Below are 23,279 nucleotides of genomic sequence, written 5' to 3' on the forward strand. Positions count from 1 at the left end.
GCCCTCCTGCCGCCTGAGCAGCCTTATATAGATGCGGACCGTCATCAAAACAGATCCGACCCGGCATCGCCGTCAGGTTCCGCTCGCGTGCGGCGTCGCCGCGACCCCGACCGCGCCCTCCGGGCCGCGGGAGGCCCGCCCGACGCGGAACCAGAGGGCGTAGAGGGCGGGCAGGAACAGCAGGGTCAGGAGCGTGCCGACGCCGACGCCGCCGATCAGCACGTAGGCCAGCGCCCCCCAGAACACCGAGTGGGTGAGGGGAATGAAGGCCAGCATGGCGGCGGCCGCCGTCAGGATCACGGGGCGCGCCCGACGCACGGTGGATTCCACGATGGCGTCGTAATCGCCCAGACCCGCCGTCTGGTCGTGGTGGATCTGGTCCACCAGGATCAGGGTGTTGCGCATCAGGATGCCCGACAGGGCGATCAGCCCGAGGATCGCGTTGAAGCCGAAGGGCTGATGGAAGAGCAGCAGGGTCGGTGCGGCACCCACGAGGCCCAGCGGCGCGGTGGCGAAGACCATGAACATGGTGGCGAACGAGCGCACCTGGATCATGATCACCGTCAGCGTCACGATCAGCATGATCGGAAACACCGCCACCAGGGACATCATCGCCTTCTCGCTCTCCTCCACCGCGCCCGCCGTGTCGATGCGGTAACCCGGCGGAAGCTTGGCCTTGATCGGCGCCAGCAGCGGGAAGACCTGGGCGTGGATGTCGGGCGGCTGGCGGCCGTCGAGCACGTCGCCCTGAACGCGGATGTAGGTCTCCCGGTTGTAGCGCTTGAGCACCGCGTCCTCGGTGCGGCTCTCCAGGCGTGCCACCTGCGAGACCGGCACCTGGCGCCCGTCCTTCGTCGTCAGCGTCAGGTCGCCGATCTCGCCGAGCGAGCGCCGCTCGGGGCCCGGGCTGTGCAGGACGACGTCGACCGAGCGCAGGTTCTCGCGCACCTGGGTGGCGGGCGTGCCGTTGAGGTAGGCCTGCAGCTGCTGGCCGGCCTCCTTCGGGGTCAGCCCGATCAGGCGCAGGCGCTCTTGGTCGAAGGCGAGGTGCAGGCTCGGGGTCCTGTCGCCCCAGTCCAGGTGGACGAGGCGCATGTTGGGATTGGCCGCCATGACCTCCCGGACTTCGGCGGCGATGCCGCGGATGACGTCGAGATCGGGTCCCACCACCCGGAAGGCGACCGGGAAACGGATCGGCGGGCCGAACACGATCTGGAGCACGCGCACGCGGGCTTCCGGAAAGCGGCCGTCCTCGACGAGCTTGCGCACCTTGCCCCGCAAGGCGTCGCGGGCCGGGGCATCGGCGGTCTGCACCACGATCTGCGCGAAGGCCGGATCGGGCAACTCGGGGTCGAAGGAGAGCACGAAGCGGGGCATGCCCTGGCCGATGTAGCTCGTGATCTCCCCGGCCTCGGGCAGATCGCGGACGGCCGCCTCGATCCGCTTGACGCTGGCCTCCGTGGTGGCGAAGGCCGAGCCCGCCGGCAAGGTCACCTCGACGATGAGCTCCGGACGCTCGGAATTGGGGAAGAACTGCTGCTCGACACGGCCCATCGCCACCACGGCCAGCGCGAACAGCCCCACGGTGATGCCGGCGGCCAGCCACTTGTGGTCGACGGACATCCGCACGACGCGGCGCAGGCGCTCGTAGTTCTTCGTGGCGTAGATCGCCTCGTGCCCGCCCTCCACCTTCTTGATGTTCGGCAGGAGCTTGACGCCGAGATAGGGCGTGAAGGTCACGGCCACGATCCAGGAGATGATCAGCGAGAAGGCCACCACCCAGAAGATGTTGCCAGCGTACTCGCCCGCCGTGGAGGCGGCGAAGCCCACCGGCAGGAAGCCCGCGATGGTCACCAGGGTGCCGGTGAGCATCGGCGCGGCCGTGGCGCTCCAGGCATAGGTCGCCGCCTCGATGCGGTCGGCGCCTTCCTCCATGCGCACCACCATCATCTCGATGGCGATGATGGCGTCGTCGACGAGGAGTCCGAGCGAGATGATCAGGGCGCCCAGCGTGATGCGGTCGAAGTCGCGCCCCGTGACCATCATCACCACGAACACCGCCGACAGGGTGAGCGGCACGGCCAGCGCCACCACGATGCCGACCCGGAAGCCGAGCGCCACCAGGGAGACGAAGATCACCACGCCGAGTGCGGTGAAGAACTTGACCATGAACTCGTGAATGGCGTCGTCGATGACCCTGGCCTGGTCCGTGATCTTGGTGAAGCCGATGCCGACCGGCGTCTCGTGATGGATCGCCACCTCCTCGGCGTTGAGCGCCTCGCCGAGCTTCAGGCCGTTGAAGCCGGGCTTCATCACGAGGCCGAGCATCAGGCCCGGCTCGCCGTCGTTGCGGATCGCGAAGGTCCTGGGGTCCTCGTAGCCGCGCTTGACCTCGGCGATGTCGCCGAGCTTCAGGCTGCGGTCGCCGGCGGCCACGGGCAGGTCGCGGATGGCGTCGAGCCCGTCGATGGCCCCGTCGAGGCGCAGGTACACGCGCGGGCCCGCCGCCTCGACGAAGCCGGCCGGGGTCACGTCGTTCTGGTTGGCCAAAGCGGCGAGGAGCTGCTGGCCGGTGATGCCGAGGGTGGCGAGGCGCTGATAGGAGATCTCGACGAAGATCTTCTGGGCCTGCTCGCCCAGGATGTTGATCTTCTCGACACCCGGCACCCGCAGCAGGCGCTGGCGTAGGTCCTCGGCGCGCAGCACGAGCTGGCGATGCGGCAGATCCTTGGCCTGTACGGCGTAGAGGGCGAAGTAGATGTCCGAGAACTCGTCGTTGAAGAGCGGCCCCAGCACCCCGCGCGGCAGGCTGGAGGCCTGGTCGGAGAGCTTCTTGCGGGTCTGGTAGAACTCCGACTGGAGCTTGGCCGGGGGCATCGAATCCTTGAAGATGACTTTGGTCACCATCAGGCCGGGGCGCACCGTGGTCTCGGCGCGGTCGTAGTAGACGAGTTCCTGCAGACGCTTCTCCAGGGGATCGGCGACCTGTCGCTGCATCTCCTCGGCGGTGGCGCCGGGCCAGGCGGCCGAGACGGTCATGACCTTGACGGTGAAGGCCGGGTCCTCCGCCCGCCCGAGCTTCTCGAAGGCGAAGAAACCCGCGCCCGTCAGCGCGATCAGCAGGAACAGCGTGACGGCCCGCTCGCGGACGGCCAGGGCCGAGAGATTGAAGCCGCTCATCGCACCACCCCCGTCATGCTGGTGGGCGCCCGGCGCACCTTCTGATCGGCCTTGAGGAGATGGGCGCCGAGCGCCACGATCCGGTCGCCGGGGCTCAGGCCGGCGACGATCTCGGCGCGCTCCTCGCCCATGCGGGCGACCTGCACGGCCTGCGGGCGCACGGTCTCGCTGGCGGCGTCGTAGCGCCAGACCGCGGTGCCGCGCCCCTGGTCGAAGAGGGCGCCGAGGGGGACCTCCACGCTGGCGGTGCGGGTCGTCGCGCGCTCCTTGAGCTGCAGGGTGACGGTGGCGCCCAGCGGCGCGGCCTCGCCGCCACCCGAGAGGATGTAGCGCGCGCGGTAGGTGCGCGTGGCCGGATCGGCGGTGGCGGACAATTCGCGCAGGCGTGCCGGATAGGTCGCCGCCCCCTCGGCGTAGAGGGTCGCGGACGCCTCGCCCTCGGCGGTGCGGCGGCTGCCCTCGGGCAGGAACACCTCGGCCTCGCGCGCGCCGTCCCGGGCGAGCTTGACCACGGTCTGGCCGGCCGCGACCACCTGGCCGGGCTCGGAGGGCACCTCCATGACGACGCCGTCGGCATCGGCCTGGAGCTCGGCATAGCCCGCCTGGTTCTGGATCTGGCTCGCCTGGGCCTCGGCATTGGCGAACTGGGCGATCGCGGCATCGGCCGCGCCCTTGTTCTGGTCGTAGGTCTGCCGGGAGGTCCAGCCGTCGGCCACGAGCTTGCGGCTGCGCTCCTCGTCGGCCTTGGCCTTGATCATCTGGGCGCGGGCGGCCTCGACGGAGGCGCGGGCGGCGTTGAGGGCGAGGGTGAAGTCGGTGCGGTCGAGGCGCATCAGGGGCTGGCCGAGACGCACGCGGTCGCCCGGATCGACGAGGCGCTCGAAGATCTTGCCGCCGACCCGGAAGCCGAGATTGCTCTCGGTACGAGCCCGGATCACGCCGGTGTAGCGCGAGACCGCGCCGGGTCCCGCCGCGACCTCGGCGACTTGGACGAGGGGCGGCTCCGGCGTCACCGCCGTCTCCGCCGGCGAGCAGGCCGCCAGGGCGAACGCGGCGAATCCGGGCGCGAACCACTTCTGCATGACCGATACTCCGCAGCCGAACCGCCGCCGCCTTAAAATTATGATCGTAATCTATTTGAACGGAAGCAGGGGTCAAGGGCCGTCGGATGCCGCAGGTGCGGATCGACACGCGGGCAGGGGACGAACCGGAGCGCTTCCGTCCGCTGCGCCGTCGCGCGGCCCGCGTTCCTACGGGTGCCCGGCCGCTCCTGCGGGCGCCGGCCGGACCACCAGCGAGGCCAGCACCATCGCCGTGAAGAAGAGGAAGTACTGGTTGACCGAGAGTTCCTCGAACATCATCGAGGGCACCAGGAACAGGGCGCTGTAGGCGACAAGGGGGCCGACGGCGGCGGGCGCGCGGGCGATGCGCACCAGCGCGGCGAGCAGGAGCAGGGCGGCCGCGACGCCGCTCTGGAGCGCGAGGGAGATGAAGCCGTTATGCGGCGTCACCAGACCGGTGAGGGCACGGAGTTCCTCGCGCCGGGTCGTCTCCCCGACGCCGAACGGATACTCGGCCACGAGCTGCAGCGCCGTGAAGCCGGAGATGAAGCGCTCATCGGCATTGCCCGAGACGTTCCCGTCGCCGGCAAAGCGCGCCTCGATCGTCTGCGCCAGCTTCTGCGGCAGGGGAATCTCGCCCGTCATCGAGAAGGCGATGAGCAGGATGCCGACCACGCCGAGCACGGGCAGCACCACCTGCAGACGGACGTTGCGGCGCATCAGCACCAGCAGGATCAGCACCGGCATGAACAGGCCGGAACGGTTGTTGGTCAGGGGGAAGCTCGCCAGCAGGGCCACGAAATAGGCGAGGTAGATCAGGTTCAGGCGATAGCGCAGGCTGAGCAGGAGGGCCGCGACTCCCCCGAGGGCGAAGACATGGCCGGTCTCGTTGCCGGAGGCCCAGAGGCCGCCCTGCTTGTCCTCGACGAAGAGCTTGAGTTCCTCGTCCAGGCCGTCGGTCGGGACGCCGAGGCCGAAGCGGTCCAGCGGCAGTCCGGAGGACGAGAGCAGCAGGACGACGAGAGAGCCGCCGAGGCCCGCGAGAAGGCCCCAGCAGAAGGCGTTCTCCAGGCTCCGGTCGCGGAACATCACGAGCAAGATCATCGCCAGGACGAAGTAGAGCAGCAGGACGAGGGTCAGGTAGACGTCGCCCGCCTGGATCTCGGCCTTCAGCACCAGCGAGAGGGCGATCAGGATGCCGACGGCGCCCATCGGCACGGCTTGGCGCAGGCCCTCGGCGATCACCGCGCGCCGCAGGCCGAACCAGGGGATGAGGAGGAAGGGCAGGAGGTCGGACAGGCGCTGGAACGGCAGCCCGAAGCTCGAGGTGAGCACGTTGAGCTGCAGGGCGACGCCGAACAGGAACACGGCCGCGCGGTCGGCCGCGACCGGTACGGCCCGCGCTCCCGCCCTGCCCGCCGTGGCCGGCCCCGCTGATCCCGTCATCGTCCCGGACCCTCTCGCCTGTCCGCCACCCGGCCGGGCGCCTGGGCTCCGCCGCGCGCAGTCTCGCGCGCAAAGGTTTGTGAAGCGTGCAGGCGCCCGGGCACGGGCGGCTCAGCCGCCCCGGCGGACGAAGAACCCGAGGGCCGAACGGACGGTCGGGCGCAGGAAGATCAGGGCGAGGGCGCCATAGGCCAGCATGCCGAGGGTCACGCAGCCGAAGAGCCCGAGGCGGTCGCCCAGAGCGTCGTGGATCGGCGCCTGCACCAGCAGCACCAGGGCCGCCATGGCGCCGGCGCAGGCGGTGGCCGGCATCAGCACCCCGACGAGGCGACCGTTGCTCACCGGCACGAAGCGTCCGGCCCGCAGGACGATCAGGGGCGAGAACAGGTAGGCCCGCACCACGTGGCCGATCACGAGGGCCGGGAGCCCGAAGGGTCCGGTGAGGATCGCCGCCACGGCGCCGAGGCCGAACTGGGCCCCGGCGAGCTTCAGGGCCGTTCCGCTGCGCCCCAAGGCCGTGAAGATCATCCACAGCATGGAGGTGACGACGAATTCCGGCGCCAGCAGGGAGAGGATGCGCAGCACCGGCGCCGCGTCGTGCCACTGGTCGCCGAACAGGAACGGGATCAGCGTCGGGGCCACCGCGGCCATGCCGAAGAAGGCCGGCAGCGCCAGGAAGGCGGAGGTCCGGGTGAAGTCGTGGAAGGCGGCGGCGAGGTCGGACGGGCGGTCCTGCAGGCGGGCATAGGTGGTGAGCCCCACGGCCGAGAACGGGATGACCGCGACCTGGCTCACGAGGTCGATGCAGCGCCAGGCGAGGCGCAGGTGCCCGACATCGGCGGTCGACAGGAAGTAGGCGGCGATCACCTCCTGGCTGCGAATCGAGAAGACCAGCAGCAGGTTCGTGGAGAAGACCCGGGAGCCGAAGGCGATCTGTCGACGCGCCGCCGGGATGTCCAGGCGCCGGGCCGGGATCCAGGGCATCGCCGCCCAGGTCAGGAGCGTGGTCGCGCCGGTGGCGACGAGGCGCTGGACCACGAGACTCCAGACTCCGTAATCCGCCAGCGCCAGCGCCAGGGCGGCGGCGCCCCCGAGGAGGTTGGCGCCGAGCGCCCGGAGGGCGAGCTTGCGGAAGCCGAAGCTGCGCTGGAGGCGCGCCTCGTGAATCGCGCCGAAGGCCGAGATCACGAAGCAGGCGGAGAGGGCGCAGAGGGCCGGTCGCAGCTCGGGCAGGTCCAGCAGCCAGGCGATCGGCCAGGACAGCCCGACCAGGGCCGCCGCGTAGACGACGCTGGAGCCCAGCGTCACCCAGAAGGCCGTGGCGGCGAAGTCCTCGTCGAGGTCCGCCCGCTGGACCACCGCGTCGGGCAGGCCGCCGCGGGCGACGATCTGCAGGATGTCGATGAAGACCGCCGCGACGGCGACGAGGCCGAATTCGGCGGGCTCGATCAGTCGGGCCAGGACCAGAAACACCCCGAAGCTGAGGATGACGTTGCCCACGGAGGCCAGCGCCACCCAGCGTGCCGCCGCGAAGGAGCGGCCCGAGACGTCCGGCTCGTCGGTGACGCCGAGGGAGGCCGGCGCGGACGCAGCCTGTCCCGGAAGCAGTGCGGTGGCGCTCACGCGCGGTCGGCCCGGCGCTCGTCCACAAGCTCGGCGTAGAGGTCCAGGTACTTCTCGGCGACGCGCTCCGAGGTCGATTCGCGAATGACGTGCTGGAAGCTGCGTTCGTCCGGCAGGCCGACGCGGCCACGGGCGATCACGGCCCGGAGGCGCTCGGCGAGTTCGGCCTCGTCGCCGGGCGTGAAGAGCCACTCGGCGTTGTCCTCGCCGATCAGTTCGGGGATGCCGCCCGAGGCCGCGCCGATCACCGGCACGCCCATGACGTAGGCCTCGTAGATCGTCCGCGGCGAGGGCTCGGCCCAGAACGAGGGCACGATGAGCACGTCGATCTCGCTGAGGAAGTCGGCGGGCTTGGCCCAGCCCACGAACTCGATGGGCAGGCCCTCGGCCCGCGCCTTGAACCGGTCGATCGAGTCGTCCATCGCCTGGCCGGCCACGAGGCAGCGCCAATCCCCGGGCCCGACCGCGCGGAACGCGTCGACGAGGGTGCCGACGCCCTTCTCGACGTTGATGCGGCCGAGATAGCCGAAGGTCATCGGCCGGCCGGTGCGGTCGATCCGCCGCCGCGCCTCGGGGTCGCCGTCCGGCACCGTGCAGGAATAGTAGATCACCCGCCGGCGCTCCGGCGCGAGGTGACGGAACAGGCCGTGGTTCACGTGGGTCTTCAGGATCTCCGTCCCGACGCTGACCACGGCGCCCACCGCTCGGTTGGTGATCTGCTTGGTGGCGTTCACCACCTTGCAGCCCAGGTGCCAGTGCGTGCAGGGCTTGCCGTGCCGGAACATCGCGGCATTGCCGCAGATCAAGTCGTACTCGCAGACCGTGTGGACGATCGGGATGCCGCGCTTGGCCGCCTCGCGCCAGACCAGGGTCGAGACGTCGAGGAGCGAGTGCGTGTTGACGATGTCGGGCCGGAAATCGTCGAGGACGCGGCCGAACTCGGCGGCGATGGCGAAGTTCCACTGCTGCTTCAGCTTCGCCCAGGTGCGACCGACCCGCGTCGCCTTCGGCCAGTCCTCCAGCCAGAAGTCGTTGTTGTGGGCCATGCGGTAGACGGTGACGCCGTTGCGCACGGTCTTGGGCTCGGGCTCCCGGGCGATGCAGGCCGCCGCCACCGTGTGGCCGGCCGCCACCAGCTCCTCGGCGAGATGCTCCACCGAGCGTTCGGCGCCGCCGACGATGTAGGGTGGATAGAGCGCACTGAGATGCAGGATGCGCAAGGGGCCGGTCGCGGCGGTCCGGGCGGCGCTTCCTGCGCCTCGCATCTCGGAGGTGGATGCGGGCGAGGGCTCCAGCAGGGCGCGGGCGAGGCCCGGGGTCGCCATCGCCGACGGGGTCATGGGGGAAGCGGTCATGGACGGCACTCGTCGAGACGCGGGGGCTCGGGGAAGGCCGCCGGCGGGAGAGGATGGGAACGCGCCGCGCCGCGGGCGCGAACGGCGGCGTAGAGATCGAGATAGGCGTCGGCGACGGCAGCCGGGTCGGTGCCGTCCCGAACGGCTCCGGCGCGGGCCAGGCCCTCGGGAAGGCGGCCCGGCTCGTCGACGAGCCGCGCCATCGCGGCGGCGAGGGCCGGAGCGTCGCCGGGGGGCACGAGCCAGGGGCCGGGGCCGACCTGCTCGCCGATCCCGCCCACCGCCGTGCCGATCACCGGCACGGCCCGGCCATAGGCCTCGGCCACCGTCCGGCCGAACGCCTCCGGCCAGACCGGCGGGACGACGAGGCAGTCGATGGCATCGAGGAAGGCATCCTTGTCGGCATACCCGACAAACGTTACCGGCAACCCCTCGGCCAGGGCGCGGTAGCGGTCGAGGCCGTCCGCAGCTTGGCCGGCGACGACGAGGCGCCAGCCCTCCGCCGGCAGGCGGCGGCAGGCCTCCAGCAGGATGTCGGTGCCCTTGGAGGGCTCGATGCGTCCGAGGCAGCCGAACACGACCGGGGCACCCGGCCGGCGCGGCTGCCGGACCGAGGGGCCGCCGGCGGCGATCGGGTTCCAGATCACCCGGCGGAGCCGCTCGGGAACGTCCGCGAAGAACCCGGCCGCCAGGTGTCGGTCCAGGATGTCGGTGCCGACCGCCGCGACGGCCGAGACGGCCTGCTGACAGTGGCGATGGGGCGTCGCGTAGAAACGGCATTTCAGGTGCTGGCCGGCGCAGGCCCGTCCGTGCCGGGACATCGCGCCGTTGGTGCACAGGCTGGTGAAGTCGTGGAGCGTGTGGACCACCGGAAGTCCGAGCCGCCGGAGCATCGGCCAGATGGCCGGAGGGATCTCCGAGATCGAATGGGTGTTCACCACCTCGGGTGCGAAGTCGCGGACCGCCGCCTGCAGCCCGTCGAGGGTGTGCCGGTTCCACTGGGTCGCGAGCTTGTAGCGGAGGCGGTCGAGGCGCCCGTGCTGCGGCCAGTCGAGGCGGTGGAAGGGGGTGCCGTATCCGGTCCGGTAGACGGTGACCCCGTCCTGGAGGGCCGGCGCTTCCACACGGCGCGAGGCGCAGGCCACCGCCACGGCGTGGCCGAGGCCGGCCTGGGTCCGGGCGAGGGTCTCGACCATGAGTTCTGCGCCGCCGACCTGCTCGGGCGCGTAGAGGGAGCTAAGGTGCAGGATGCGCATCGGCGGCCTCCCCGGCGGAGATCGGGCGGGTGGCGTCCCGCACCGCGTCGAGGAGCACGCCCTCGTAGCGCCTCGCGGTCTCGGCCCAGTCGTAGCGGCGCACATTGGCCTGGCCGCGGGCGATCAGCGCGGCGCGCAGGCCGGGCTCGCGGAGGAGGCGGCGCAGGGCCGCCGCGAGGGCACCGGGGTCGGCGGGGTCGAAGGTCAGCGCCCCGGCGCCCGCGATCTCGGGCGTCGCCGAGCGGTCCGAGCACAGCACCGGGCAGCCCAGCGCCTGCGCCTCCAGGACCGGCAGGCAGAACCCCTCGGCGAAGGACGGCACGCACAGGCACAGGGCGCCGCGGTAGAGGGCGGCAAGGCGGTCCTCGCCGATGCGCGCGAGCCGTGTCAGCTGCACCGGTGCCCCGGCCAGGGCGGCCGCGATGGTCTCCCGTTCATCATCGCCGACATGCACGATGGCGAGGTCGGGATGGGTCTGCGCAAGGGCCGCGACGGCCTGCGCCAGGGTGGCGAAGTTCTTGTTGTGGGTGGCGTTGCCCACTGCCAGGACGTAGGCGCCGAGGGCGGTCTCCGGCGCGGCGCCCGCCGCCGACGCGTCGAGCATCGCCGCCGAGGGAACGGTCCTGACCCGGCCGCGCAGGGACGGGTAGAACCGCTCGAGACTCCTCCGGGTGGCGTCCGAGACCGCGACCACCCGGGCGCTGTTGCCGAGAACCAGCCGGAAGATCAGGTCGGTCGTCACGGCTTCGCGCCGTCCGGTGCTCTCGGGGATCGTGCGGAAATAGAGGTCGTGCACGACGCTGACCCGGGAGCGTCCGCCGAAGGCCGCGCCGTAGGGGTCAGCGTTCAGCACCACGTCGATCGCTTGCGCCCGGCACAGGGCAGGAACGGTGAATGCCTGGCGCAGGACGTCGAGGATCATCAGGCGCGGGCGCGGCACGGTGACGACCTCGACCCGGTCGCGGATCGTCTCGGGCAGTTGTGCGCGCGTCCAGGGCGAGCGCAGGACGACCGAAACGTTGCCCCGGCCGAGCAGCCCCGCGATCACCCGGAAGGCGACCAGCGCCACGCCGGACGGGCGGCCGCCGTGCTGGCTCGGCATGTTGACGAGGACGCGGGTCATCGTGGCTCGGCGGCTCCGGAGGAGAGGGGTGCCTGTCCGCGTCACGCGCGGGCTGCGACCTGGCGGACCAGAGCGGCGAGATCGTCCTGCATCCGGGCGGCCCCGTAGCGGGCGAGGGCGCGCTCGCGGGCGAGGCGGGTGCGTCCGGCGAAGGCCGCCGGGCGCGCCAGGATCTCGGCGAGGGCGGCGGCGATGCGGTCGGGCCGGCGCGGCGGCACAAGGGTGCCGAGGGCGCCGCCGTCGAGGATCTCGCTGGAGGCGCCGGCATCGGTGGCGACCACCGGCACGCCCGCCAGCATCGCCTCCACGAGGGTCCGGCCGAACGGCTCGGGATCGACGGAGGGATGGACCACGGCGTCGACGGCCTGCATCAGGCGGGGCACGTCGCTGCGCTGGCCGAGGAACAGCACGCGGTCGGCGACACCCCGGGCCGCCGCGAGGTCGCGCAGCCCCGCCGCGTAGGCATCCTCGCCGAACAGGGCCGAGCCCACCACCACGCAGCGCAAGCCCGGCACCCGCGCCAGCGCCTCGATCACGACATCCTGCCCCTTCCAGGGCGCGAGACGGCTGAACACGCCGACGAGGGGTCCGCCGGGCAGGCCGAGCTCCGCCCGCAAGGCCGCCGCGGGGCGTGGGTCGAGGGTCAGGTCGAGGCCGTTCGGCACCACCGTCACGCGGTCCCGGCGCCCGCCGGCCCGCACGAAGGCCCCGGCGGCGGCCTGCGAGGGGACGATCACCCGCGCCGCGCAGGCATTCGCGAGCCGTGCCTGGACGATCCGCTGCGCCCGGCCGAAATGGGCGCCGTCGAGGATGTCGTGCAGGTGCCAGATGAGGGGACGGCCGACGAGGCGGGCGGGCAGCGCCGCGAGGAGGAAGGCCTTCTGCGAGTTGGCGTAGACGACGTCGCAGGTCCGCGCCGCCCGGGCGAGGTCGAGCCCGAGCCGGGCGAGGCGCCCGAGCACCGGAAGGGCACGCAAGGGGGAGACGTCCCGGCGCAGGCCCGAGAGGTCGGCGCCGGGCACGGCGAGCTGGACGCTCAGGCCGGCCTCCCGCAGGGCCTCGGCGAGGGGGCCGCGCTCGAACAGGAAGGCCGCGGACCCTGGCCAAGCCCGCACGACGTCGCGCAGGACGAGTTCGGCCCCCGACATCGTGCCGGTGTGGCTGACGAACAGCACCCGCGGGCGGGTGCCGCGCGTCTCGACCGGAACCGTGGCGCGCGCCGGGTCGAGGCCGGCGGCAGTGGCGAGCGTTCCGGCCATCAGGCGGCTTCCACGCGGTTCGGCAGGGACCGGGGCATCGCGTCGTAGGTCGGCTGGCCGCCGGGCTTCACCATCGTCATGGCGATGCCGAGGACGGCGCCGCCGGCCCTGCGCAGGCTCGCGACGGTCTCGATGGTGTCGGAGAGCTGCGAGCGGCCGTAGCGGGTGCAGCAGAGCACGCCGTCGACGTGGCGGGCGAGCATGCAAGCATCCATCAGCAGGCTGCTCGGCGGGCTGTCGAGGAGCACGAGGTCGTAGCGGCGGCTCCAGCGCAGGAGGTGCGCCATGCGCTGGCTCATCAGGAGCTCGGTCGAGTCCGGCGTCGGCATGCCGGCCGGGATGACGTCGAAGCCGTCCTTGGCGATGATGGCCCCGGGTGCATCGATCTCCCCGCGCAGGATGCCGGTGAGGCCCGCGCAGCGGCCGAGGCCGAGGGAGGCCTCGAAGTTCGGCCGGCGCAGGTCGCACTCGATCACCAGGACCCGGCGGCCGCTTGCGGCGCTGAGGCCGGCGATGGCGAAGGTCGTGAACGACTTGCCTTCACGGGGTTTGCCCGAAGTCACCAGGACCGTGCGCGAGCCGTCGCCGCCCGCCAGGAACAGGTGGGCGTGCAGGGTGCGCAGAACGTTGCGCATGCCCGGGTCGGCCTGCGCCCGCTGCAGGGCCTCGGCCAGGGGCAGTTCGCGGCGCCGGTCGGACAGGCGACCCATCAGGCCGCCGGGCGTGAGGCAGGGCAGCTGGGCGAAGACCGGGGCGCCGGTGCCGGCCACGAGTTGGGCGGGGGTGCGGACCCGACGGTCCGCGAGGTCGCGCAGGAGGGCGGCGCCTGCGGCCAGCACGGTCGCCAGCACGAAGGCACCGGCGAGGAACGGGACGGGCTTGGGCGAGAACGCCTCCTGCGGCACCTCGGCCAGACTGACGAGGCGGGTGCTGCCGGTGAGGATCCGCCGCTCGGTTTCGAGTTCGCTCGCCCGCTTCACGAGGTCGGCGTAGCGGGCGCGCTTGATCTCGGCGTTGCGAACCATGCCCTCGATCGAAGCCTCGTCGTCCATGGCGGCCGCGGCCTCGGACTTGGCGCTCTCCATCTGGGCCCGCAGGGACCGGGCCAGGGTGCTGGAGGCCTCGTAGGTCTTGCGCAGGCCGTCGGCGACGTTGGCGAGTTCCCGGTCGATGCGGGCGCGCAGGCTGGCCTGCTCGGTCTGGAGGGCGCGCACGGTGGGGTGGTTCGGACCGAGCAGGGTGCTCTGGTTGGCGAGCTGGGCGCTGACGCCGCTGATCTGCTGCTTGAGGTCGCCCACCGCGCGGCTGGCGAGCGCGGCCGGGGCGCTGTCGGATCCGCGGCGCCGGTCGGCCTCGATCTCCTTGAGGCGCGCGGCCGCATCCGCCTTGGCGCCCTCGGCCGCCGCGAGCTGCTGGCTGATGCCGGTGAGGCGCTCGGCGCTGATCGGCCCGGTCGCGCCCTTCACGAGACCCTTGCGGCGGCGGAAGGCCTGGATGCGCGCCTCGTCGTCGCGGATCGAGGCATCGAGCTGCTTGATCTCGGTGAACAGCCAATCGGTGGCGGCCTTGCGGCTCGAGGCCTGCGCGTTGCGCTGGTCCTCAAGGAAGGCGTTGATCAGAGCGTTGGCCATCGTCTGCGCCACCTCGGGCAGCGGCGACTTGTAGCCGATGGCGATGACGCGCGAGCGACCGGCGCTGCCGACCATGTAGCGCTTCTGGAGGTACTCCACGAGGGCGTCGCGATCGCTGCCGAGCTTGGCGCAGACGGCGTCGTTCTTCTCGGTGATCCGGTCGGGCCGTCCGCGGGTCATGGCATGGCGGCACTCGGCCATCACCGCCTCGGCGAGGCCGCTCTCGGCGGCCAGGCGCATGAGGCGGGGCGACCGGATCACCAGGATCTGGCTCTCGAGATCGGCAGGGTCGCCGAGCTTCTGGATCCAGGCCATGGAGGCGTTGTTCGCGCCGGGCTCGGGCTCGGCCACGATGACGGAGCCACTGGCGACGTACTGGGCGGGCGTACGGATCAGAAAGGCCACCGCGAGCCCGAGGACGGCGACGAGGACGCTCGCGAACAGGATGCGCCGCCGCCAGATCTTCAGGAGCAGCGCCATCAATGCGCCGCCGCGCTCACGGTCCTGCTCGGACGCGCGCCCGGCGGCCGGAACCCTTTCGGGCATGTCGAGGGTGAGGAGGGACATGCGCGCCGCTCGTCAGGACACGGCTTCGAAGCGCGGAACGGGCTCGAGCCGGGAGAAGGGGCGTAGGCGCGGCTCGCAAGCGGCGCGGTGCATCGAGAGCTGCTCGTCGACGAATCGCGAGAACCGGATGCGGAACAGGTCGGCGGAGAACGGCTCCGCCTGATTCCAGCAGGCCTCGCGGGTGAAACTCTCTTCCTGCCGGATGAAGTCGCAGACGCAGGACGCGATGGCGCCGGGCTCGGGGGTGTCGAAGAACAGGCCCGTGCGGTTCGGTCCGCGGACCTGGACGGTCTCGCGGGCACCGCCGCGGCCGAGGGCGAGGACCGGCGTCCCCTCCGACTGGGCCTCCACCACGATGATTCCGAAATCCTCCTCGGCCGCGAAGACGAAGGCGCGGGCGGTGGCCATGAGGCGGCGCAGCTCCTCGTCGGACACGAAGCCCGAGAAGGAGACGTTCGCGGTCGCGATCGCCTTCAGCCGATCGGCCTCTGGACCGGTGCCCGCGACCACGAGGTCGAGCCCGGGCAGTTGCGCGAAGGCGCGCACCACCGCCTCGACGTTCTTGTAGGGAACGAGGCGGCTCGCCACGAGGAAGTGGTTCGCCCGCGGCCCGTCGTAGCGCTGGCTCGACAGGGTGACGGGCGGCGGGATCACCTCGGCGCTGCGTCCGTACACCTTGTGGATGCGCCGGGCCACGAAGCCGGAATTCGCGATGATCGCGTTCGGCCCGGCCGCCGTACGGTAGTCCCACAGGCGCATGCGGTGAAGGACGAGGCGCGCGAGGAGGCCCTTGAGGCCCCTCTCGCAGTTGCTCTCGCGCAGATAGGTGTGCTGGAGGTCCCAGGCGTAGCGCATCGGCGAGTGGACGTAGGACACGTGAAGCTGGTCGGGCCCGGTGAGCACGCCCTTGGCGACAGCGTAACTGCTGGAAATGACCAGATCGTAGCTCGACAGGTCGAACTGCTCGATCGCGAGGGGCATCAGCGGCAGGTAGTGCCGGTGTCGCGTGCGCGCGAAGGGCAGGTGCTGGATGAAGCTCGTTCGCGCATGATCGTAGCCGAGATGCGCTCGCGAAGCTTCGGGCAGGAAGTCGAACAGCGTATAGACGTGCGCCTGGGGATAGATCTTGAGCAGCTGACGCAGCACCTGCTCGGCGCCTCCGACCACATACAGCCAGTCGTGAACGATCGCGACACGCATCCGAACCATCCTTGCCGGCACGCCGGACACGAGGTGAATTTCCGCTGACTGTCGGCCCGAACGCCGACCGGCCGGAGCGCTACTCCCGAAAGGCAAAATACTACGACCAACCCGGAGGTAAAAGCAGTATCTCGAGAGACTAGTACTTAGAGATAATGGTCTAGCGTCCGCTTTGTCGAAAATTGTTTGACAGACTGTAGGGCCTCATTAACGATCGGGCCTAAAAAACCATCCTGGCCGTCCGGGACGGTGCGAGTCGTTCACGGTACGACGGCGCCGGCCAGCGGCGCGGGGCCGGTTCCCCGGTCGCACCAGCGCCGCAGTGCTGCGCCGAGGGGCACTTCGACGACGCGGTGCAGCCACTCGCCGAGAGCGATCGACGCCGATAGCGCCAGGACGAAGACCAAGGCGACCCGCAACGGGCCGGGCGCCACCAGGACGGCCGCCACCTTGCCACCGACATGCAACATCAAGTTGTGGATAAGGTAGAATGCATAGCTGGCATTCCCCTGGGAGAGGAGCCAGCGCCACCGCAGGACGACGCCGCCCCGCTCCAGCAGCACCAGCGCGCCGACCGCCAAGAAAGCGGCGGTCCCCCAGACCAAGGGGCGCAGGAACCCCGTCATCTCCAGGTCGGCGCCGAGGGTGATCGCCGCGGCCTGTCCTGCGAGGACGATCGACGCCGCGGCCGCGAGGGCCACCCCGGCGGTGCGCCGAACCGGGAAGCCAGGCGGCGGCACGCCGAGGTGGTGATAGGCGTAGCCGAGGCCTGCACCGGCGACGAATTCGAGCACGATCGGCTTGGTGTAATAGGCCCAGTACAGTCCCGGCACTGGCGCGAGGCCGAGAACGACCAGGGCGCCGAAGGCCAGGGCGAGACCGGTCATCCGCGCCCGCAGGCTCGTCACTAGCAGCAGGGCGGCGAAGACGGCATAGAAGAACATCTCGTAATTGAGCGTCCAGCCGACGGAATTCAGGGGTTCGACATAGCCGCCGCGCGAGAACGGCAGGAACAGCAGCGACTGCACCACATAGTCGGGTCGCAGTTCGACGATGCCGATCGGCTTCAGGCCAGCGAGCGCCACAAGCGCCAGTGCGAGGGTCACGAGCCAGTACAGCGGCACGACTCGGATTGCCCGGCGCAGCAGGAAGGAGCCGGGGGTCTCGCCCCGCCCCGCCGTGCTCACGAACATGATGAAGCCGGACAGGACGAAGAAGGCGTCCACGCCCGCCGCGCCGAACGCGAGGGCGTCGGGCAGCGGCAGGATGGGGCCGGCGTAGAGGCCGAAATGCGTCAGGAAGACCGCATAGGCCGCCAGGGCGCGCAGGATCTGCAGATTGTAGATCATCTCTCGCCGAAGGATCGCATGTCGCCGCCCGCCGGACTGGGAGGGCGTCCGTTCAACGCCCGATCGCAGGACCTGAACGCACCGCCGGCCCTAAAGTCACGCTATTCCAGCCATTATCCTGAATCATCCGGCTTTTCTACAATTCTCGTCAGACTTTGTTCATCACGACGGAAGCTCTCGCTGCTGACCGACCGAATCGTAGTGAATTTCGCAGTTTCGGGCCTTTACGGAAAGCGCCTGTAAAGCTGCGCGCCGCGATCGTCACAAGAACGATGCCGCCACCCGAAGGCCGAAGATTGATCCGGAGTCGATAACCCCCACCTTTCGCAACACAGATCGGAATTTACCATCGTCAATCTTGCCATTTGACAATCTCCGCTTTCGGCCAATACATGGCCTGATCCTAGAAAGGAGCCGCACCTTGGTCACTTCCCAAGACATTCGTCAGATCCTCGCCTCGAACGAGGCGCTGGCGCCGATCGCCGATCAGATTTCGGACGACGAGAGCCTGTTCGATCGCGGCCTCGACTCGTTCGGATCGGTCCAGCTCATGCTCGCGCTCGAGGAGCGGTTCGGCATCGAGTTCCCGGACGAGTTCCTGAGCCGCAAGTCCTTCGCCACGATCGGTGCGATCCGCGAGACCGTCGCCGCCGTGATCCGTCCGCAGGCCGCATGAGCACCCTGGCCCAGCGCGCGCAGCGTGCGGCGGCGGTCGCGGCGCTCCATGCCGACGTCGTCGACCGCGAGGGCCGCTTCCCCCTGGAAGCGGTCACGGCCCTCAAGGCGGAGCGCCTGCTGGGCCTTCAGATCCCGAGCCAGTTCGGCGGCGAGGGCGCAGGGCTGCGCGAGATCGCGGACGTGTGCAGCACCCTCGGGCAGGCCTGCAGCAGCGCGGCGATGGTCTTCGCCATGCACCACATCAAGGTCGCGAGCCTGGTGGCGCACGGCCTCGACAGCACTTGGCACTGCCACCTGATGGAGCGGATCGCCCAGGAACAGCTTCTCGTCGCCTCCTCGACCACGGAGGCCGGGATCGGCGGCGACCTGCGCACCAGCTTCTGTGCCGTCGAGACCACCGGGACTGTCTTCGCCCTGGGCAAGGACGCCTCGGTGATCTCCTACGGGACCCAGGCCGACCTGATCCTCGCCACAGCCCGGCGCCACCCGGAGGCCGTGGGCTCCGACCAGGTGCTGGTGGCCCTGTTCGCCGATCAGATCTCCCTGGAGCGCAAGACCGTGTGGGACACACTGGGCATGCGCGGCACCTGCAGCGACGGCTTCCGCCTGGAGGCTCGGGATATTCCCGTCGCGCAGATCCTGCCTAAGCCCTTCGCGGAGATCGCGGCCCAGTCGATGCTGGCCTCCTCGCATCTCCTGTGGAGCAGCGTCTGGTACGGCATCGCCAATTCCGCCGTCGACCGCGCCCGCACCTTCGTGCAGGCCGAGGCCCGGCGCCAGCCGGGACAGGTGCCCCCCACCGCCCTGCGCCTCGCGGAGGTCTCCAACGCGCTCCAGGCGATGCGGGCCGCCATCGTCTCGGCGCTCCGCCGCTACGAGGACGCGCACGGGGACGCCGATACCATCGGGTCGATCGGCTTCTCGGTCATGCTCAACAACCTGAAGACGACCGCCTCCGAGATGGCCGTCGACATCGTGCAGCGCGCCCTCTCGATCGTCGGCCTCGCCGGCTACAAGAACGGCACGCCCTTCAGCCTCGGCCGCCCGTTGCGCGACGTCCTCTCGGCGCCGCTGATGATCGGAAACGACCGCATCCTCGCCAACACCGCCAAGCTTCTGCTCGTGCAGAAGGGCGGCGGCCAGCTCATGAGCGCGTGATGGACTCGACCTTCTCCACCCCGGCGGATGCCCGCGCCACCGAGATCTTCGACGAGGCCGCGGACGCCGTCCCGAGCTTCCTCGACCGTTTGTTCGACCAGGGTCTCCTGGTGCGCACCGGCGTAGACGGTCTCTATGGCCGCAGCGGTGCCTTCGAGAGCGTCGTCGACGCCCTCGAGCGCCTGATCAGCCGCCTCGGCGCGGCCGACGGGGCCGAGGTGATGCGCTTTCCTCCCGGCATGAGCCGGCCGGCCTTCGAGCGCAGCGGCTACCTCAAGGGCTTCCCGAACCTCGCCGGCACGGTGCACAGCTTCTGTGGCAACGAGGCGGAGCATGCCGAGCTCCTCGCCTGCGTCGAGGCCCGGAGCGACTGGACCGGTCACCAGCAGGCGACGGACATCGTTCTCACGCCCGCGGCCTGCTACCCGCTGTATCCGGCCGCCGCCGCGCGCGGCCGGCTGCCCGAAGGGGGCGGCCTGTTCGACCTGCAATCCTACTGCTTCCGGCGCGAGCCCAGCCTTGAGCCGACCCGGATGCAACTCTTCCGGATGCGCGAATACGTCCGCATGGGCAGCCCCGAGCAGGTGCTCGCCTTCCGCGAATCCTGGCTCGCCCGCGGCACCGAGATGATCCGCAGCCTCGACCTTCCGCTGGCCATCGACGTGGCGAACGACCCGTTCTTCGGCCGGGCCGGGCGGATGCTCGCCAACAACCAGCGCCAGCAGAACCTGAAGTTTGAGCTGAACGTGCCGGTGAACAGCGTCGAGAAGCCCACCGCCTGCCTCAGCTTCAACTACCACCAGGATCACTTCGGAACGACCTGGGACCTGCGCCAGGCCGACGGCAGCGTCGCTCACACCGCCTGCGTCGGCTTCGGCCTGGAGCGGATCACCCTGGCGCTGCTGCGCCATCACGGCCTGGACCTCGCCGCCTGGCCGGACGCCGTGCGCGCCACCCTGTGGGGCTGAGCTGGTGACCACCGCACTTCTCCGGCCGGCACCGGGCCTCGGCCCCGCGACGCCCTACGTGCCGCACCCGCTCCACGCGGCCGACCGCAACTGGCCGGAGACGAACTGCTACGTCGATCTCTGGATCGAGCTTCTGCACGGGCGCGGCCTCGTGCCCGAGGCGATGCTGGGCTTCACCCTGAGGCAGGATTTCGAGGGCGACCAATTCACCTTCTTCAAGCCGCCGGCGGCCGATATCGAGCGGCTCTACGGGCTCGAGGTGCTGGAGCTCGCGGTCTACGACAGCCTCGAAGCGCAGGCCCTGGTCCAGGTGCCTCGGGGCCGGCCGGTGCTGGTGGAGGTCGACGCGATCCATCTGCCCGACACCCACGGCACCACCTACGGCCGGGAGCACGGCAAGACCACGATCGGCATCCTGGCCCTGGACCCAGAGACGGAGGAGCTCGACTACCTGCACAATGCCGGTCGCTTCCACCTCTCCGGCGGCGATTACCACGGCATCTTCGGGCAAGCCGTGCTGCCCCCCTATGCGGAGTTCGTGAAGGCGGTCGCACCGCCCATGAACGCGGCCGAGCTGCCGGGCGCCGCGCTCGAGCTGCTGCGACGCCACCGCGCCCGGGCGCCCGGGCACAATCCGGTGCTGGCTTTCCGCGACACCCTCGCGCGGACCGCACCGGCCCTGGTGCAGCGGCCCCTCGGCGTCTTCCACGCCTATGCCTTCAACACCACCCGCCAGCTCGGCGCGAATTTCGAGATGCTCGCGAGCCATCTCGCCTGGCTCGACGCAGCGGGCGCCGGCCCCTTCGCCTCCGCTTCGGACACGGCCGTTCGGCTCGCCGTCGAGGCCAAGGCCTTCCAGTTCCAGCTCGCCCGGGCCTTCCATCGCCGCAGCGCCGAGGGACTCGCGCCGCGCCTGGACCGGCTCGCAGCCACCTACGCGGACGTGTTCGCGGCTCTCGACCGCGCCCTCGGCCGATAGGGGCGGAACATGGCCCGGATCCGGTCCATCGACGGTGTGGCTCCGCAGGCCGTGGACGGCCCTTGGCGGCTTGCCCTCACGCCGCCGGGCGCCTGGGCCGGACCGGGCGACCTGTCGGAGGCCGCTGACTGGATCCCGGCACCGGTGCCCGGCACCGGTGCCGCCGCCCTGCGCGACGCGGGCCGCTGGTCCGAGGCGGCGCCGACGCCGATCCATGACCGGGACGTGTGGTACCGAACCCGGCTGATCCAGGGCGGCTCCCTGCGCCTGCGCTTCGAAGGCCTCGCGACCCTCGCCGAGGTCTGGCTCGATGGCGTGTCCGTGCTGGTCTCCCACTCGATGTTCGAGGCGCACGCCCTCGAGGTCAATTTCCGGCCGGGCGCCGAGATCGTCCTCTGCTTCCGGTCGCTCCAGGCGGAACTCGATCGCCCGGGCAAACGCGGGCGCTGGCGCCCCCGGATGATCACGCCGGGCTCCCTGCGGCACGTCCGCACGAGCCTCCTCGGCTTCATGCCGGGCTGGTGCCCGGAAATCGACCTCGTGGGTCCCTACCGCCCGGTGACCGTGGAGCCCCTGCGCCCCGGCGTGACGGAGGCAGACCTGCGGGCCACGTACGATGGCGAGACCGGCCGCCTCCTCGCGCGTCTGCGGATCTCCGGCCAACCCACCTCCGTCACCCTCCGCTGCGACGGCCGCGCCGTGGCCCTCGCGAAATCCGAGACCGGCCTCTTCATCGGCACGCTCGCGCTGCCCGGCGTCGCGCCCTGGTGGCCGCACACCCACGGCACGCCCCATCTGCACCCGGTCAGCGTCGAGGTCGACGGCGTGACGGTCGATCTCGGCCGGACGGGCTTTCGCACCCTATCGCTGGCGCGGCCCTTCGAGGAGGGCCTGGCCCTGGCCGTCAACGGCGTGCCGATCTTCTGCCGCGGTGCCAACTGGACACCCTCGGACCTCGTCGGCCTCGGAGCCGAGGATTGCGCCGCCCTCGTCGGCCTCGCGAGCGAGGCCGGCATGAACATGCTGCGGGTCTCGGGCACCACGCTCTACCCGGCGCCCGGATTCTACGACCTCTGCGACGCCGCCGGCATCCTGGTCTGGCAGGACCTGATGCTGGCGAATTTCGATTATCCGCACGATGCGGCCGGCTTCGCCGCCACGCTCGCCCGCGAGGTGACGGGCGTCCTCCAGCAGGCGCAGCTCGCCCCCTCTCTCGCCGTGATCTGCGGCGGCAGCGAGGTCTGGCAGCAGGCCGCCATGCTCGGAGCGCCGCGCAGCGTCTGGGCCGACCCGTTCTGTGCCGAGACCCTGCCGGGGCTCGTCGGCGAGACCCGGCCCGACCTCGTGGTCGTGCCGAACTCGCCGTCGGGCGGCGACCTGCCGTTCTCTCCGAGCGCGGGCTGCACCCACTATTACGGCGTCGGCGCCTATCGCCGCCCCCTGGAGGATGCGCGCCGCGCCGAGGTGGGCTTCGCGAGCGAATGCCTGGCCTTCGCCAACCTGCCGGAGCCGGCGACCCTCGGACGGACGAGCCCGGCCGACCCGCTGTGGGACCGGGGTATTCCTCGCGACCGCGGCGCCGACTGGGATTTCGAGCAGGTGCGCGACCACTATGTCGGCCTGCTCTACGGCGTCGATCCCGCAGCCGTGCGCATCGACGATCCGGAGCGCTACCTCGAACTCGGCCGCGCCGCCGTCGCCGAGGTGATGGAAGCCACCTTCGCCGAGTGGCGAAGGGCGCGCTCGCCCACGGCCGGCGGGCTCGTCTGGTTCCTGCGCGACCTCGGGCCGGGCACCGGCTGGGGGGTGATCGATTCAACCCAGGCCCCGAAATCCGGCTGGTACGCCCTGAAGCGCGCCTTCCGCCCGGTGCAGGTGACCCTGTCGGACGAAGGCCTGGGCGGGCTGCACCTCCACGTCCACAACGAGACCGCCGCGGGGCTGGATCTCCGCTTGGGACTGACCTTCGCGGACCGCACCGGCAAGGTCGCGGCACGGGCCGAGCGCGACCTGACAATCGGTCCGCGGGCGTCCCTGACCCTGTCCTCCGCCGAGATGCTCGGCCGCTTCTTCGATGCCACCGACAGCTACCGCTTCGGCCCACGCATCCACGACGTCGCGCATGCCCGCCTCGCGGACGCGCAGGGGACGGTCATCGCCGAGAGCTTCCACTTTCCCGGCCTCCGGCCGGTCGCCCCGGACGCGATCGGCCTGCAGGTCGCGCCCGTGGCCGACGCACCCGTGCCGACCCTGCGCATCGCCACCGACCACCTCGCCCTCGCAGTGAGCGTGCGGAGCCCGGAGGCGCGGCCTTGCGACAGCGGCTTCCACCTGGCGCCGGGCACGGAGAGGCTCGTCAGCTTCCCCGGTCACCACCAGGTTCCGCAAGGCGTGGTCGGGGCCCTCAACAGCCGAGAGATCGTGAGATTCGGTCATGATGCCTGAC

Annotated in this window: 16 protein-coding genes; 5 read left to right on the plus strand and 11 right to left on the minus strand. The window is 71.0% G+C overall.

Annotated elements, in window-relative coordinates; all coding sequences use genetic code 11:
* Positions 1-72 precede the first annotated feature (72 nt).
* From ASF49_RS07165 to ASF49_RS07215, 11 genes are all read right to left on the minus strand, one after another.
* Positions 73-3,180, minus strand: coding sequence for an efflux RND transporter permease subunit (locus ASF49_RS07165; RefSeq protein WP_056469886.1), 3,108 nt, complete (start codon positions 3,178-3,180; stop codon positions 73-75).
* On the minus strand, positions 3,177-4,262 hold the full coding sequence (locus tag ASF49_RS07170; protein ID WP_056469889.1) for an efflux RND transporter periplasmic adaptor subunit: 1,086 nt from the start codon (positions 4,260-4,262) through the stop codon (positions 3,177-3,179). The genes ASF49_RS07165 and ASF49_RS07170 overlap by 4 nt, the downstream gene beginning before the upstream one ends.
* A gap of 168 nt (positions 4,263-4,430) precedes the next feature.
* Complete coding sequence (locus ASF49_RS07175) at positions 4,431-5,687, minus strand: O-antigen ligase family protein (RefSeq protein ID WP_056469891.1); 1,257 nt, start codon at positions 5,685-5,687, stop codon at positions 4,431-4,433.
* Positions 5,688-5,798: 111 nt separating this feature from the next.
* Positions 5,799-7,310 carry a lipopolysaccharide biosynthesis protein gene (locus tag ASF49_RS07180; RefSeq protein WP_056469896.1) on the minus strand — a complete coding sequence of 504 codons (1,512 nt, stop codon included), beginning with the start codon at positions 7,308-7,310 and terminating at the stop codon, positions 5,799-5,801.
* Positions 7,307-8,530, minus strand: coding sequence for a glycosyltransferase family 4 protein (locus ASF49_RS07185; protein WP_056470093.1), 1,224 nt, complete (start codon positions 8,528-8,530; stop codon positions 7,307-7,309). Before ASF49_RS07185 ends, ASF49_RS07180 begins: the two co-directional genes overlap by 4 nt.
* A gap of 131 nt (positions 8,531-8,661) precedes the next feature.
* On the minus strand, positions 8,662-9,921 hold the full coding sequence (locus tag ASF49_RS07190) for a glycosyltransferase family 4 protein (protein ID WP_056469899.1): 1,260 nt from the start codon (positions 9,919-9,921) through the stop codon (positions 8,662-8,664).
* Positions 9,902-11,044: a glycosyltransferase family 4 protein gene (locus tag ASF49_RS07195; protein ID WP_056469902.1), complete on the minus strand. Its 1,143-nt coding sequence runs from the start codon at positions 11,042-11,044 to the stop codon at positions 9,902-9,904. The genes ASF49_RS07190 and ASF49_RS07195 overlap by 20 nt, the downstream gene beginning before the upstream one ends.
* Before the next feature lie 41 nt (positions 11,045-11,085).
* Positions 11,086-12,303: a glycosyltransferase gene (locus ASF49_RS07200; RefSeq protein ID WP_082510959.1), complete on the minus strand. Its 1,218-nt coding sequence runs from the start codon at positions 12,301-12,303 to the stop codon at positions 11,086-11,088.
* Entirely contained in the window at positions 12,303-14,501 is a 2,199-nt protein-coding gene (locus ASF49_RS07205; RefSeq protein WP_056469904.1) for a GumC family protein, read from the minus strand. Before ASF49_RS07205 ends, ASF49_RS07200 begins: the two co-directional genes overlap by 1 nt.
* A gap of 12 nt (positions 14,502-14,513) precedes the next feature.
* Positions 14,514-15,701, minus strand: a complete 1,188-nt coding sequence (locus ASF49_RS07210) for a glycosyltransferase (RefSeq protein ID WP_056469907.1) — start codon at positions 15,699-15,701, stop codon at positions 14,514-14,516.
* Positions 15,702-15,961: 260 nt separating this feature from the next.
* Positions 15,962-17,050, minus strand: coding sequence for an acyltransferase family protein (locus ASF49_RS07215; RefSeq protein WP_056469910.1), 1,089 nt, complete (start codon positions 17,048-17,050; stop codon positions 15,962-15,964).
* A 421-nt stretch (positions 17,051-17,471) separates the two neighbouring features.
* On the opposite strand from ASF49_RS07215, the gene ASF49_RS07220 reads away from it, so the two are divergent.
* From ASF49_RS07220 to ASF49_RS07240, 5 genes are read left to right on the plus strand one after another with little or no spacing between them, the layout of a single operon-like run.
* On the plus strand, positions 17,472-17,726 hold the full coding sequence (locus tag ASF49_RS07220) for an acyl carrier protein (RefSeq protein ID WP_056469913.1): 255 nt from the start codon (positions 17,472-17,474) through the stop codon (positions 17,724-17,726).
* Entirely contained in the window at positions 17,723-18,886 is a 1,164-nt protein-coding gene (locus ASF49_RS07225; RefSeq protein ID WP_056469917.1) for an acyl-CoA dehydrogenase family protein, read from the plus strand. The genes ASF49_RS07220 and ASF49_RS07225 overlap by 4 nt, the downstream gene beginning before the upstream one ends.
* Positions 18,886-19,854 (plus strand): amino acid--[acyl-carrier-protein] ligase, encoded by a 969-nt coding sequence (locus ASF49_RS07230; protein ID WP_082510961.1) that lies wholly within the window; start codon positions 18,886-18,888, stop codon positions 19,852-19,854. Before ASF49_RS07225 ends, ASF49_RS07230 begins: the two co-directional genes overlap by 1 nt.
* 1 nt (position 19,855) lies before the next feature.
* Positions 19,856-20,833 carry a DUF1839 family protein gene (locus ASF49_RS07235; RefSeq protein WP_279292633.1) on the plus strand — a complete coding sequence of 326 codons (978 nt, stop codon included), beginning with the start codon at positions 19,856-19,858 and terminating at the stop codon, positions 20,831-20,833.
* Positions 20,834-20,842: 9 nt separating this feature from the next.
* Positions 20,843-23,278 carry a glycosyl hydrolase 2 galactose-binding domain-containing protein gene (locus ASF49_RS07240; protein WP_056469923.1) on the plus strand — a complete coding sequence of 812 codons (2,436 nt, stop codon included), beginning with the start codon at positions 20,843-20,845 and terminating at the stop codon, positions 23,276-23,278.
* The last annotated feature ends 1 nt before the right edge of the window (position 23,279 follow it).

The organism is Methylobacterium sp. Leaf104 (assembly GCF_001422885.1).
Lineage (GTDB): Bacteria > Pseudomonadota > Alphaproteobacteria > Rhizobiales > Beijerinckiaceae > Methylobacterium.

Bases quoted from the DNA above. Each gene is read 5' to 3' on its own strand.
- ASF49_RS07210 (WP_056469907.1), bottom strand. From the start codon at position 15,701: ATGCGTGTCGCGATCGTTCACGACTGGCTGTATGTGGTCGGAGGCGCC.
- ASF49_RS07205 (WP_056469904.1), bottom strand. From the start codon at position 14,501: ATGTCCCTCCTCACCCTCGACATGCCCGAAAGGGTTCCGGCCGCCGGG.
- ASF49_RS07165 (WP_056469886.1), bottom strand. From the start codon at position 3,180: ATGAGCGGCTTCAATCTCTCGGCCCTGGCCGTCCGCGAGCGGGCCGTC.
- ASF49_RS07170 (WP_056469889.1), bottom strand. From the start codon at position 4,262: ATGCAGAAGTGGTTCGCGCCCGGATTCGCCGCGTTCGCCCTGGCGGCC.
- ASF49_RS07200 (WP_082510959.1), bottom strand. From the start codon at position 12,303: ATGGCCGGAACGCTCGCCACTGCCGCCGGCCTCGACCCGGCGCGCGCC.
- ASF49_RS07190 (WP_056469899.1), bottom strand. From the start codon at position 9,921: ATGCGCATCCTGCACCTTAGCTCCCTCTACGCGCCCGAGCAGGTCGGC.
- ASF49_RS07225 (WP_056469917.1), top strand. From the start codon at position 17,723: ATGAGCACCCTGGCCCAGCGCGCGCAGCGTGCGGCGGCGGTCGCGGCG.
- ASF49_RS07215 (WP_056469910.1), bottom strand. From the start codon at position 17,050: ATGATCTACAATCTGCAGATCCTGCGCGCCCTGGCGGCCTATGCGGTC.
- ASF49_RS07175 (WP_056469891.1), bottom strand. From the start codon at position 5,687: ATGACGGGATCAGCGGGGCCGGCCACGGCGGGCAGGGCGGGAGCGCGG.
- ASF49_RS07230 (WP_082510961.1), top strand. From the start codon at position 18,886: ATGGACTCGACCTTCTCCACCCCGGCGGATGCCCGCGCCACCGAGATC.
- ASF49_RS07195 (WP_056469902.1), bottom strand. From the start codon at position 11,044: ATGACCCGCGTCCTCGTCAACATGCCGAGCCAGCACGGCGGCCGCCCG.
- ASF49_RS07240 (WP_056469923.1), top strand. From the start codon at position 20,843: ATGGCCCGGATCCGGTCCATCGACGGTGTGGCTCCGCAGGCCGTGGAC.